Here is a 12,465-nt window from a genome sequence, read left to right on the forward strand (position 1 = left end):
AGGCGGCGACGGCGGCACTCGTCCGAGAGAGTCCCCGTGTATGCATGGAGTGGCTCCGAATTCTTCTGGAGGTTGTGGAGTTGAGCGCGGACAACCTATGTCCGCCGATGGTCCCGGTGATAGAGGCGCGCGGCCCTTGACGGCGGGGTCTGTTCCCGTCGCCCACCGGCGATCGGGCACCATGAGCGGGTGAGCGACGAACCCCTCATCCTGGGCATCGAGACGTCGTGCGACGAGACCGGCGTCGGGATCGTGCGTGGCCGCACCCTGCTCGCCGACGCGGTCGCGAGCAGCGTCGACGAGCACGCACGGTTCGGAGGGGTCGTGCCCGAGGTCGCGAGCCGGGCCCACCTCGAGGCGATGGTGCCGACCATCGAGCGGGCCTGCCAGGACGCCGGTGTCACGCTGCGCGACCTCGACGCGATCTCCGTCACGGCCGGTCCCGGGCTCGCGGGGTCGCTGCTCGTCGGCGTGGCGGCGGCCAAGGCGCTGGCCGTCGCGCTCGGCAAGCCCATCTACGGCGTCAACCACCTCGCCTCCCACGTCGCGGTCGACATCGTCGAGCACGGCCCGCTGCCCGAACCGACGATGGCGCTGCTCGTCTCCGGCGGCCACTCGTCGCTGCTCCTCGTCCCTGACGTGACCCACGACGTGCGCTCGTTGGGCTCGACGATGGACGACGCGGCAGGGGAGGCGTTCGACAAGGTGGCCCGGGTGCTCGGGCTGCCGTTCCCGGGAGGCCCGCACGTCGACCGGGCGGCCCGCGAGGGGGACAAGGTGGCGATCGACTTCCCACGCGGCCTGACGAGCGGACGGGACATGGAGCGGCACCGCTTCGACTTCTCCTTCTCGGGGCTGAAGACGGCGGTGTCGCGCTGGGTCGAGTCGCGGCACCGGACCGGCGAGCCGGTGCCGGTGGCGGACGTGGCCGCTAGCTTCCAGGAGGCGGTCGTCGACGTGCTCACCCGGAAGGCGCTGCTCGCCTGCCGCGAGAACGACGTCGATCACCTGCTCATCGGTGGCGGTGTGGCGGCGAACTCGCGGCTGCGGGCACTTGCCGAGGAGCGCTGTGCAAAGGCGGGGGTCACGCTTCGGGTGCCGCGGCCGGGCCTGTGCACCGACAACGGTGCTATGGTCGCCGCGCTCGGCGCGCAGATGGTGCTGAAGGGGCGCGACCCGAGCGACCTCGGCCTGCCGACCGACTCCTCGATGCCCGTGACAACCGTCCGCGCCTGACCCGTCGACCGGTCACATTCCCGGCCCTCGACCGGTCACCCGCAGCGGGCGAGGTGCCGCTCCACCTTGAGGGTCACCACCCGGGTAACCGCCGCCTCGACCTGGGCAGCGAAGGCCCGGTCGGTCCTCATCCGGGCCGTGATCGCGTCGAGCATCGCCGGCACCGCGTCGGGCCGCGCGGTGAGGACGATGTCCCCGCCCGCCGCGATGAAGCGGGTCGCCCGTTCGCCGGGCGGCACTGCAGCGACGGACTTGGCGGCGCCGACGTCGTCGGCGATGACCACGCCGTGGTAGCCGAACTGGTCGCGGAGCAGGCCAGTCATGATCTTCTTCGAGAAGACGGCGTTGATGCCCGGATCGATCCGGCTGTAGATTGCCGAGCCCACCATGACGAGGTCCGTCCCAGCCGCGATACCGGCCCTGAACGGCTCGAGATAGGGATCCTGAGGCGTCGTGACAGTGTCGGTGATGTCCTGCGCGGTCACGTCGGTGTTGCCGGTGATCCGCCCGAGGCCGGGAAAGTGCTTGACCGAGGTCGCGACGCCGGCGGCCTGCATCCCCTTGAGGAACGCGACCGACATGGTGGCGACCCGGCCGGGCTCGTGCCCGTACTCGCGACCCCACCGGCCGATCGGTTGGTTGGCGGTGCCGAGGCTCGCCGGCACCGTGTCGGCAACTGGCGCGAGGTTGACGTTGATGCCGGCTGCCTTGAGCTCCTTGCCCCAGGCCGTCGCCGCGGCGGTCAGCTTGGCCGGCGTCATGGTGCCCTGCTCGAGTGCCGAGGGGATCCGACTGAAGCCCGGACCGCGCAGCTGCTGGATGTTCCCGCCCTCCTGGTCCGCCGCGACCAGCAGGCCGACGCCACCAGCCGCGGCCCCGGACGCGACTCCCGCGAGGTGGCTGGACGTCGCCCGTATGCCGCCTGCGCCGTTCCAGCCACCGAGGAGGACGATGCCGCCCACGTGTCGGTGGGCCACGAGGGAGTCGAGGCTGGTCCGCGGGGCGTGGACGTCGAGGCCCACCATGAGCAGCTGGCCGGCCCGTTCAGCCGGCGAGAGGCGGTCGACGATCGACCCGACGCAGGAGGGCGTGCTCGGGGACGTCACCGGCGCAGTGGTTGTGGTGCCTGGCGGGGCGGATGCACCGGTGGGCGACGAACCTGCCGTCGCGCCGCTCGGGGAGGCCGGCTCGCGGGTCGTCGCAGGCGATCGGCCCGGGCTGGGAGCTGCAGTGCACGCGGTCACGGTGAGCGTCATACCGACGGCGCAGAAGAGTGCGCGGCGGCCCGACCGCCACGTCGACCCGGAAACGTGGTGAGGTCGACGATCACGCACCCGGCCACCCTAACCCGCTGGCCCCGCCGGCATCGGGGGCCCATCCGGCAGCGCTGACGGGGGGTGCGCATAGCACCGAAAGGTCCTTCCCGGCGAGACGCCCCTCAAGCCGGGTTCACGGTCGGCCCGGCGCTGGCTTGGGGAGGGGCTTCAGGCCGGAGGTCGCGTCCAACGCCACGAACCGGTATCCCCGAGCCTGGTACCACTGGATGATGCGCGGCAGCGCCCTCAGCGTGTTTCCCCGGAAGGTGGCGACCGTCGCCTCCGGCTCGTTCGACGCCTTCCCGCCGTGCATCAGCACGATGGGGTGGTTGACGTTGGAGTAGCGCAGGTCTGTGCCTCTGCGCACGATCGCATCCTGGGCCGCCTTGCTGAGGTACTTCGGCTGTGACCAGTCCTGGGTGTCGACCGACCAGAGGACGTTCTGCATGCCGAGCGACCTGGTGACGGCGCTGACGTTGTTCATGTAACCGCCTGGCGGACGGAAGAAGCAGGAGACGTGACCGGTCTGCTTCTGCTGCTGGACCGCGGTCGTCCTGATCTGGTTGGTCAGGTACGGCTTGGACCAGTGGCCGTTGGCCTTGGTGGGGTACTGGTGCTCCCACGTGTGGGACTCGACCAGGTGGCCCTCCTGGGCGATCTTCTTGACGGTCGCGAGCATCTTGGCGTCCTGCTTGCCGGTATCGAAGAACGTCGCGCGGACGTTGTACCTGCGCAGGATCGCCAGCAGCTCGGGCATGTTCTCCAGCGAGTTGTCGTCGAAGGTGAGCGCGACGGTCTTGCCCGAGCCCGGCGCCACGCGCGTGGTCGTGCCGGCCAGCTTCGGGTTGCACTTCCCGGTGAGAGCCATGGCGGGCTGCGGGGCAGCAACCGTCATGGCGGTCGTCGCCACCGCCGCGGCCGCAACGGCGGCCACGAGGCGAGCACGCGAGGGGCGCTTGATCACTGGTTCGACGACCTTTCGGTTGGTCTGGCTCACGCCGGATGGGCCGCGCATCAGCGGCGGAAGCCCGACTCCCGCCGGAGCCTAGGTGCGAGGTCCGGCCTTTTTCTCCCTTTTGCACCTTTTCAGCCCGTCGTCCCCTCGCCACCCGTGCTCCAGCACGCGACGGCACCGAACGCGATACGTTGCCGCGGTGATCACCGGAACCGTTCCCGTGGTGCTCGACGTCGACACCGGCGTCGACGACGCCTGCGCCATCGCCTTCGCGGCGCTCCATCCGCGCGTCGACCTGACGGCGGTCACATGCGTCGGCGGCAACGCCCCGGTGGACGACGTGGTCCGCAACACCCTCATCGTGCTCGACGCTGCCGGACGTCGCGACGTGCCGGTCGCGCGCGGTGCCGACCGACCACTCCTCGAGACTCCCGTCGACGCCCGGCACGTCCACGGCGCGGACGGCATGGGTGACCTGGGCTGGGCACCCAGTGAGCGCACCGCCGATCCCCGCCATGCGGTGGAGCTGCTCCGTGACGTCTGCGCCGCCGCGGCGGAGTCGGGCCGCAAGCTCACGATCGTCCCGCTCGCGCCGCTCACGAACATCGCGCTCCTGCTGCGGACCCATCCCGACGCAGTCGCGGGGATCGAGCGCATCGTCTTCATGGGCGGCGCGGCGCACGTCGGCAACGCCACCGCCTCCGCGGAGTTCAACGTGTTCCACGACCCTGAGGCGGCGGCGATCGTCCTCGGCGCCTGCCACGAGCTCGGCATCGACGTGACGATGTACGGCCTGGACGTCTTCTACGACCCGGTCATCACCCGGGAGCAGGCGGACCGCCTCGTCGCCGGAGGTCATCACGGCGCGGCCGAGCTGGCAGGTCGGCTCGCCCACTACCAGTGCGACCGCTTCGGCGGGGATGCCGCGACCATCGGCGACGCCGGGGCCGTGTGCGCCGTCGTTGAGCCGGACCTGATCCGGACGGAGGTCCTCCCGGTCCGCATCGAGCTGGCCGGAGCCTGGTCCCGGGGCCGCACCATCGTCGACCGCCGCGACTGGACGGGTGACCTGGCGCACGACCCGCATGGCGAGGCCCCGGTGCGGGTCGCGGTCGCCCTCGGCGTCGATGCCGCCCGCGCCGCACGGCTCTGGTACGACACGCTCCTCGCCTCGACCACGTCACCCGGGCCGGCTGAGCCCACGGAGAGGAGCGCCTGATGGGTCGGGTCATCGTGGTGGGTTCGCTGAACGTCGACCTCGTCACCCTCGTCCAGCGCCACCCGCGCCCGGGGGAGACGGTGCTCGGTGAGTCGGTCGGCAGGTTCGCCGGTGGCAAGGGTGCCAACCAGGCCGTGGCTGCCCGCCGCGCCGGCGCCGCCGTCGTCATGGTGGGAGCCGTCGGGATGGACGACGCCGGCGACGCCTACGTGCGGCGGCTGGCCGACCTCGGAGTCGACCCACGGCTCCAGCGCATCGAGAACACGCCGACGGGCGCGGCGGTCATCACCATCGACCGCGCCGGGGAGAACTCGATCATCGTCGTCCCGGGTGCCAACGGCGAGTTCGACGCCCGCGAGGTCGGCGCCGGGCCGGGCGACGTCGTCCTCCTCCAGCTCGAGATCCCGCTCGAGTGCGTCGGCCGCGTCGCCCGGGAGAGCCACAAGGCAGGTGCCCGCGTCGTCATCAACCTGGCTCCCTACGCATCCCTGCCAGACGACGTCGTCGCGCTCGCGGACCCTCTCGTCGTGAACGAGACGGAGGCCGCCCTTCTCGCCGACGCGGGCCTCATGCCGCAGTCGCTCATCGTCACCTTCGGCGCCGCCGGAGCGATGTGGGACGGGGAACGCGTCGACGGGATCTCCGTCGCCGAGGAGGAGATCGTCGACAGCGTGGGCGCGGGGGACGCGTTCTGTGGCGCCCTCGCCGCGGCGCTCGCGGACGGCGACGACCGCACCACCGCTCTGTGTCGCGCCAACGCCGCCGGCGCCGCTGCGGTCCGGTGGAGCGGTGCCCAGCCGGACGGCCGCCTCTGACCGAGCGCCCACACTCAGTCACGCAGATCACTCACAGCCCTTCCCCAGCGAGCGCAGCGCGAGCACACTCAGGGAATGGCTCTCCGGCTCGAACGTCTCCTCCGCGACACCCTCGACGAGATCCGGATCCACCCGGTGCGCAAACGGATCCGGGCCATGCTCGGCGACACGACCGTGGTCGACTCCACCGAGGCCGTCATCGTCTGGGAACCGCGGCGCGTGGTGGCCTCCTACGCCGTCCCGGTCGCCGACGTCGCGGCGCAGCTCATCCCCTACTCCGGACCTGTCCCGGCCCCGCCCACCCCGCGCGAGGGCCGGCCCCTCCTGCTCGACCCTCGTGTCCCGTTCGGTGTGCACCTCGGGCCGGGTACGGCGCTGACGATCCGCACCGAGACCTCGGAACTGCCCGGTGCGGCGTTCCAGCCCGACGACCCGGACCTCGAGGGCCACGTCCTCCTCGACTGGGACGCCTTCACCGAGTGGCTCGAGGAGGACGAGCCGGTCATCGGCCATCCGCACGACCCGTTCGACCGGATCGACTGCCGGCGCAGCTCGCGGCGGGTCGTGGTGAGCCACGACGGGCACGTCCTTGCCGACACGACCCGCGCGACCTTCCTCTTCGAGACACCCCTGCCGACGCGCTTCTACATCCCGCGGGAGGACGTGCGCATGGACCTGCTCACCCCGACCGAGTCGACTTCGACGTGCGCCTACAAGGGGAGGGCGGCGTACTGGTCGGCCCACGTCGACGGCGAGACCCTCCGGGACATCGCGTGGTCCTACGAGGAGCCACTCCTCGACGCCCTCCCCGTCCGCGACCAGGTGGCCTTCTTCGACGAGCGACTCGACGTGGCCGTAGACGGGAAACGTCTCCGACGCCCGGTCACGCCCTGGTCCTAGGCCGGCTCCACGACGATCGCGGCCTGGCTGCCCGCGACGCGGGTCAGCACGAGGACCGCCTCGGAGCCGCCCTTGCCCCGCCCGGTCATCTTGAGCTGCCGCCGCAGGAGGTCGGCGTCCGTCGTGACCCCGCGCTTCTTGATGGTGACCCGGTCGTGGCCGTGCTCGCGCAACCAGCGCGCCACCGCTTTCGTGGAGAGGGGCATCGCGGCACGGACCCGGTAGCGCTTGGCCCACCCCACGTCGTATGCCGCTCCGCTCGTCACGTAGCCGAGGCCCGGTCCAAGCTCGGTGCCGTCCACCGCGGCGACGAGCGCGCCGGTCAGGCCAGCCCGGATGACCGCCCGGTCCGCCTCGTAGAGCCAGCCGCCGAGGGCATCGATGGAGTCGAGCGGCTCGCGCTCCGATCCCGGCGTGGCGTCCGCTTCGGTGACGACCGCAGTCGTGGACTCGGTGCAGACGGCCGCTGTCCTGCCCGCCGCCTCGACGAGGGGGCCCCACCAGACCGCGCACTCGAGCACCTCCCCGTGCCACGACGTCCACTGCGCCTCGGCGCCCTTCGGGATCGCGGCGTGCGGGAAGGCGGGCGACAGCTTGGCCCCCGTCGCAGGGACATTCGCCGCATAGCGCTGCACCTCCTGCCACGACGGTGAGATCTCCTCGAGCGAGAAGAGGCGCTTGGTCCGGCCACGCACGTCGCCGACCCCCGGGGCACGCCGGGCCGGGTCGAGCCAGACACCGGTCCGGGTGGCCGCGGCCCCAGTGGGCAGGTCCACGTCCTCGGCCGGCCCGCGCGTCACCCTGGCATCGGGCCAGTGGCGCAGGTTCACGGCGGCGACCGCGGCGGTCACCGGATCCGCGTCGACGGCGGCCACCCGGAGGTCGAGGGCGGCGAAGGCCATGGCGTCGGCGCCGAGGCCGCAGCCGAGGTCGTGGACGAGCTGGACTCCGGCCCGCTCGAACCGGAGGGCGTGCCGGGCCGCGACGGGGAGCCGGGTCGCCTGCTCCAGGCCATCGGCCGTGAAGAGCATCCCGGCGGCGAAATCACCGAACTTGTCTCGGGCCCGGGCTCGGAGACGGGCCTGCGCCATGGCGGCGGCGACGAGGTCCGGGTCCAGGCCGGACGCCCGCAGCCGACTCTGCAGCTGGAGGGCGGTCGACTCGTCGTAGTCCGGCAGCGCCTGTAGGAGGGACCACCCCTCGGGGCTCGCGAGCCGCTCGACCGTCGCCACGTCCATGAGGGCCATCCTCCCAGCGGTACGTCCAGGCTCCCGCCACCCCTCCCGTCGACTGAGCGCCCCGACACTCCTGTCACAGCGTCAGCCGGCTCGAGTGAACGTCCCGTCACTGTGGTCACAGCGTCATCCCCTTCGAGTGGGCGCTCGGTGGCTGGAGTCGCGCCAACGGTGGGGCGAATGAGGTTGAGCGCTCACTCGACGGGGGATGGCCCGCGTCGGACGCCGCACGGGCGCCCGTGGGGTGTGACGGATGGGACGGGGCGCTCACTCGACGCGGGGGAGGATGGCGTACGGGGGGCTGGCGGGGCCTGGCGGATGGGACGGGGCACTCACTCGACGGGGGCGGCGGCCGGCGTGTTGGCACTCGACTTGACCGAGTGCTAATCGGAACCTAGATTTCTGCTTGTTGGCACTCTCGCCCTGAAAGTGCCAGAACTCCAGAGGTGGTCGACCCCCGCGACGGCGATCGCCTCGACGAGCCCAACAGTCAACAGTCATCCAGACAGTCCCGAAGGGAAGGTCACCAGTGTCGGTTTCCATCAAGCCGCTCGAAGACCGCATCGTCGTGAAGTCGCTCGAGGCCGAGCAGACCACCGCGTCCGGCCTCGTCATCCCCGACACCGCCAAGGAGAAGCCGCAGGAGGGCGAGGTCCTCGCTGTCGGCCCCGGTCGGTGGAACGAGGACGGCGACGAGCGCGTCCCGCTCGACATCAACGTCGGCGACAAGGTCATCTTCAGCAAGTACGGCGGCACCGAGGTCAAGTACAACGGCGAGGAGTTCCTGATCCTCTCCGCGCGCGACGTCCTCGCCATCGTCGGCTGACGCCCTTCGCACCACATGCAGTGACCGCACCCCGGTGGTGAGTCCCCGTCGGGGTCCAACCGGGGTGCGGTCCCATTTCAGCAGAAGTTCTACACGAGCCTAAGGAAGCACATGGCCAAGCAGTTGGAGTTCGACGACTCCGCACGCAAGTCACTCGAGCGCGGTGTCGACGCGCTCGCCAACGCGGTCAAGGTGACGCTCGGTCCGAAGGGCCGCAACGTCGTCATCGACAAGAAGTGGGGCGCCCCCACGATCACGAACGACGGTGTGACGATCGCTCGCGAGATCGAGCTCGAGGACGCCTACGAGAACCTCGGCGCCCAGCTGGCCAAGGAGGTCGCGACCAAGACCAACGACATCGCCGGCGACGGGACGACGACCGCGACGGTCCTCGCCCAGGCGATGGTCAAGGAGGGGCTGCGCAACGTCGCCGCCGGCGCCGGTCCGGCCGCGCTCAAGCGCGGCATCGACAAGGCCGTCGCGGCCGTCAACGACCACCTCCTCAAGGTCGCCCGTGACGTCGACGGCAAGGACGAGGTCGCCTCGGTCGCGACCCTGTCGGCCCAGGACGCCACGCTCGGCGAGCTCATCGGCGAGGCCTTCGACAAGGTCGGCAAGGACGGCGTCATCACGGTCGAGGAGTCCTCGACGACCGCCACCGAGCTCGAGTTCACCGAGGGTATGCAGTTCGACAAGGGCTACCTGTCGGCCTACTTCGTGACCGACACGGAGCGCATGGAGACCGTCCTCGAGGACGCCTACGTCCTCATCAACCAGGGCAAGATCTCCTCGGTCACCGAGGTGCTGCCGGTCCTGGAGAAGGTCGTCCAGTCGGGCAAGCCGCTGCTCATCATCGCCGAGGACGTCGAGGGCGAGGCCCTGTCGACGCTCGTCGTCAACAAGATCCGCGGCACCTTCAACGTCGCGGCCGTCAAGGCCCCCGGCTTCGGCGACCGTCGCAAGGCGATGCTGCAGGACATGGCGATCCTCACCGGCGGTCAGGTCATCGCCGAGGAGGTCGGGCTCAAGCTCGACCAGGCCGACCTCACGGTCCTCGGCCAGGCCCGCCGCATCGTGATCACCAAGGACCACACCACGATCATCGACGGCTCGGGCGACGCGTCCGAGGTCGCCGGCCGGGTGGCCCAGATCAAGGCCGAGATCGAGCGCACCGACTCCGACTGGGACCGCGAGAAGCTCCAGGAGCGCCTCGCCAAGCTCGCCGGTGGCGTCTGCGTCATCAAGGTCGGCGCGCACACCGAGGTCGAGCTCAAGGAGAAGAAGCACCGCATCGAGGACGCGATCTCCGCGACGCGGGCCGCGATCGAGGAGGGCATCGTCGCCGGTGGCGGCACCGCCCTCATCCACGCGGCCGAGGTCATCGACGGCCTCGGGCTCGACGGTGACGAGGCCACCGGCGCCGCGATCGTCAAGCGCTCGGTCCAGGAGCCGCTCCGCTGGATCGCCGAGAACGCGGGCCTGCAGGGCTACGTCGTTACCTCGAAGGTCGCCGAGCTGCCGATCGGGCAGGGCCTCAACGCCGCGACCGGCGAGTACGGCGACCTCGTCGCCGCCGGTGTCATCGACCCCGTCAAGGTGACCCGCTCGGCGCTGCGCAACGCCGCGTCGATCGCCTCGATGATCCTGACGACCGACACCCTGGTCGTCGACAAGCCCGAGGACGAGCCGGAGCCGGCCGGCCACGGGCACGGGCACGGTCACTGACCGACACCGGCAAGGCCGGAGGGCCGCTTCCCAACTCGGGAAGCGGCCCTCTTCACATCTCGGCAGCGGTGCGCTCAGGACGCCTCACGGACCGTGCCGTCGAGGAGCAGCTCCCGTTCGAGCTCGGACAGCCCACCCCAGATGCCGTAGGGCTCTCGCACGGAGAGGGCGTGCTGGAGGCACTGGGTGACGACGGGGCAAGCACCGCAGATGGCCTTGGCCGCTGCCTCCCGGGCCCGTCGGCGCGGGCCGCGTTCCCCCTCGGGGTGGAAGAAGGTCTCGGGGCTCTCCGTGCGGCACGTGCCCTCGAGCTGCCAGTCCCACCGCTCCGCGAGTGGGCCGGGAAGACGACTGATCTCGGCCATTCTCTTGTCTTTCGATCCATGCAGGGCTGGGGCCCCTGCGGTTCCCTGTTGCCGGCTGGGGGGAGTGGCCGGTAGTTCGACGCTAACCGGGTGGACCACCAAGAAAACAGGACGAAAAGTTCAAGAGATAGTCAAGATTCGGTCCGCTGATGGCATGCTCTGAGTGGCGCGCGCAACGGGGTGGCCGCTCGGCCAGACCGGACCGCGGTCGTCGGTGATCCTTTGGACCGTTTGCCCAGTGCGGCGGCGGTGGTCGAGAGAGGTCGGGGGACGGGGAGCGATGGGTCTCGGAGTCACTGTGTCTGCGCGCGTAACGCCAAGCCGGTCGCCTGCGATGGAACAGGTGGACCTGCCGACACCGCTCGGTGACCTCGCCGTTCGTGCCGTCCACGACCGTCACGCCGCCGAGCGTCTGATGGCAGGGGTGAGGGGACTCGCCCTCAGGTACGGACGAGTTCGGCTGGCCCGGTTCGGCGCCGAGGACCTCGCCCAGGACGTCGCTCAGGAGGTGTGCATGGCCGTGCTGTCGGCGCTCCCGACGTACCAGGACCGTGGTCTGCCCTTCGAGGCGTTCGTCTACCGGATCGCCGCCAACAAGCTGGCCGACGCACAGCGCGCCGTGCTGCGCTCCGCGGCACCCGTCGCCGACGTGCCGGACTCGCTCGACGAGCGGCCCGGGCCCGAATCGCAGGCGGTGACGCGCGCCGAGGCGGCGCTCGCGCTCGAGCTCATGGAACACCTGTCCGAGCAGCAGCGCGAGATCATCATCCTGCGCGTCGCGGTCGGGCTCTCGACCGAGGAGACGGCCGCGTCACTCGGTATGTCGCCGGGCTCGGTCCGCGTCGCCCAGCACCGCGCGCTCCAGAAGCTCCGCTCCCTCATGGCCGAGCGAGACACGAGCGACGTGGCATGAACGACCCGGCACCCCTGAGCGACGTGCGTGCGGACGAGGCGCTCCTCGACCGCCTGGGCGCACGCACCGACGCCGAGGCCACGGAGCCCGTCGCCGGGCTTCTCGCGGCCCTCGGCGTGCTCGCCGACGAGCCGGTCGGACCTCAGGGCTCGACCAGGGCGACATCGCACCGGCGCACCTTCCGCAGCCGCCGCAGTGTCGCCGCCGCGGGCCTGCTCGCGGTCGCCCTCTCGGGCGCAGGAGTGGCCGCGGCCATGACGCTGCCTGACCTCGGAGCCCCCGCACTCGCACCGGTCCGGACGAGCCGGTCCGCCAAACCAGTGAAGCCGATCGTCCCGCAGCAGCTGGGCCGGGTCGGCGCCAGCCCGTCGAAATCCCCGACCACCCCCGCCACCAGTCGAACCGGTGCCGCGACGGATCCCCCGTCAGCGGGCCTGCCGCAGCCGCGGGGAGGTCAGTCGTCCGAGAGCCAGCCCATCGAGAGCCAGCCGTCCGAGAGCCAGCCGTCCGAGAGCCAGCCGTCCGAGGACCCGCAATCCGGAAGCGACCCTGCCGGGACGTCCCGGACCGGTACGCCGCTCCCACCCTCGGGGACCGACGACGGTGCGGACGACCAGGGCCAGGCCGGCCAACCGGGGGCGAGCGCACCGAGGCCGGTCCGCGGCGGGACGCTGCCGGGACCCGCAGCGGGGCGGGGGACGACGGTCGCGTCGGTCCCCGCCCAGGCCGCGCACGGGCAGCAGCAGGGAGCAGCGGGACAGCAGGCGAACTCGAGCGACAGGCCCGGCGTGGCTGCCTCGGCGAAGGGGCGCCCGGCGACCCCGGCGACCACCCACGCGAGCGCCGCAGCGGGCTCCGCGAAGAGCGGCATACCGTCCGGGGCGGAGATGGGATCCGAGCGGAAGGGCACGTCCCAGGGATCCTCCGGGCGTCAGGGCTCCTCAACCCGCTGAACTACCA

At 71.4% G+C, this 12,465-nt stretch carries 12 protein-coding genes; 8 read left to right on the plus strand and 4 right to left on the minus strand.

Annotation, left to right across the window (positions count from 1 at the left end):
- The first annotated feature begins 189 nt into the window (after positions 1-189).
- Positions 190-1,236, plus strand: coding sequence for a tRNA (adenosine(37)-N6)-threonylcarbamoyltransferase complex transferase subunit TsaD (gene tsaD, locus ACTHJJ_RS06030; protein WP_440302031.1), 1,047 nt, complete (start codon positions 190-192; stop codon positions 1,234-1,236).
- A gap of 35 nt (positions 1,237-1,271) precedes the next feature.
- Here tsaD and ACTHJJ_RS06035 read toward each other — a convergent pair whose 3' ends face one another.
- Positions 1,272-2,342 (minus strand): glycoside hydrolase family 3 N-terminal domain-containing protein, encoded by a 1,071-nt coding sequence (locus tag ACTHJJ_RS06035; RefSeq protein ID WP_440302032.1) that lies wholly within the window; start codon positions 2,340-2,342, stop codon positions 1,272-1,274.
- A 343-nt stretch (positions 2,343-2,685) separates the two neighbouring features.
- Positions 2,686-3,516 carry a polysaccharide deacetylase family protein gene (locus ACTHJJ_RS06040; protein ID WP_440302033.1) on the minus strand — a complete coding sequence of 277 codons (831 nt, stop codon included), beginning with the start codon at positions 3,514-3,516 and terminating at the stop codon, positions 2,686-2,688.
- Positions 3,517-3,706: 190 nt separating this feature from the next.
- Between ACTHJJ_RS06040 and ACTHJJ_RS06045 the strand changes: the two genes are divergently transcribed.
- The 3 genes from ACTHJJ_RS06045 to ACTHJJ_RS06055 all read left to right on the plus strand — a co-directional run bounded on the left by ACTHJJ_RS06045 (position 3,707) and on the right by ACTHJJ_RS06055 (position 6,441).
- Positions 3,707-4,726: a nucleoside hydrolase gene (locus ACTHJJ_RS06045; protein WP_440302034.1), complete on the plus strand. Its 1,020-nt coding sequence runs from the start codon at positions 3,707-3,709 to the stop codon at positions 4,724-4,726.
- Positions 4,726-5,541 carry a ribokinase gene (locus ACTHJJ_RS06050; RefSeq protein ID WP_440302035.1) on the plus strand — a complete coding sequence of 272 codons (816 nt, stop codon included), beginning with the start codon at positions 4,726-4,728 and terminating at the stop codon, positions 5,539-5,541. Before ACTHJJ_RS06045 ends, ACTHJJ_RS06050 begins: the two co-directional genes overlap by 1 nt.
- 75 nt (positions 5,542-5,616) lie before the next feature.
- Entirely contained in the window at positions 5,617-6,441 is an 825-nt protein-coding gene (locus ACTHJJ_RS06055) for a DUF427 domain-containing protein (RefSeq protein ID WP_440302036.1), read from the plus strand.
- On the opposite strand, the gene ACTHJJ_RS06060 is transcribed toward ACTHJJ_RS06055, so the two are convergent.
- Positions 6,438-7,679 carry a THUMP-like domain-containing protein gene (locus tag ACTHJJ_RS06060; protein WP_440302037.1) on the minus strand — a complete coding sequence of 414 codons (1,242 nt, stop codon included), beginning with the start codon at positions 7,677-7,679 and terminating at the stop codon, positions 6,438-6,440. The genes ACTHJJ_RS06055 and ACTHJJ_RS06060 overlap by 4 nt on opposite strands.
- Positions 7,680-8,205: 526 nt before the next feature.
- Here ACTHJJ_RS06060 and groES point away from each other — a divergent pair.
- Together groES and groL are read left to right on the plus strand one after the other, a co-directional pair.
- Positions 8,206-8,502 carry a co-chaperone GroES gene (gene groES / locus ACTHJJ_RS06065; RefSeq protein ID WP_440302038.1) on the plus strand — a complete coding sequence of 99 codons (297 nt, stop codon included), beginning with the start codon at positions 8,206-8,208 and terminating at the stop codon, positions 8,500-8,502.
- Positions 8,503-8,613: 111 nt separating this feature from the next.
- Complete coding sequence (gene groL / locus ACTHJJ_RS06070; RefSeq protein ID WP_440302039.1) at positions 8,614-10,227, plus strand: chaperonin GroEL; 1,614 nt, start codon at positions 8,614-8,616, stop codon at positions 10,225-10,227.
- A gap of 74 nt (positions 10,228-10,301) precedes the next feature.
- Here groL and ACTHJJ_RS06075 read toward each other — a convergent pair whose 3' ends face one another.
- Positions 10,302-10,592: a WhiB family transcriptional regulator gene (locus ACTHJJ_RS06075; RefSeq protein ID WP_440302040.1), complete on the minus strand. Its 291-nt coding sequence runs from the start codon at positions 10,590-10,592 to the stop codon at positions 10,302-10,304.
- Between the two features lie 334 nt (positions 10,593-10,926).
- On the opposite strand from ACTHJJ_RS06075, the gene shbA reads away from it, so the two are divergent.
- Together shbA and ACTHJJ_RS06085 are read left to right on the plus strand one after the other, a co-directional pair.
- On the plus strand, positions 10,927-11,505 hold the full coding sequence (shbA, locus tag ACTHJJ_RS06080; protein WP_440302041.1) for an RNA polymerase sigma factor ShbA: 579 nt from the start codon (positions 10,927-10,929) through the stop codon (positions 11,503-11,505).
- A complete protein-coding gene (locus ACTHJJ_RS06085; RefSeq protein ID WP_440302042.1) occupies positions 11,502-12,458 on the plus strand; it encodes a hypothetical protein in 957 nt (318 codons plus the stop codon). The genes shbA and ACTHJJ_RS06085 overlap by 4 nt, the downstream gene beginning before the upstream one ends.
- Positions 12,459-12,465: the final 7 nt, after the last annotated feature.

The organism is Intrasporangium sp. (genome assembly GCF_051961875.1).
GTDB lineage: Bacteria > Actinomycetota > Actinomycetes > Actinomycetales > Dermatophilaceae > Intrasporangium_A.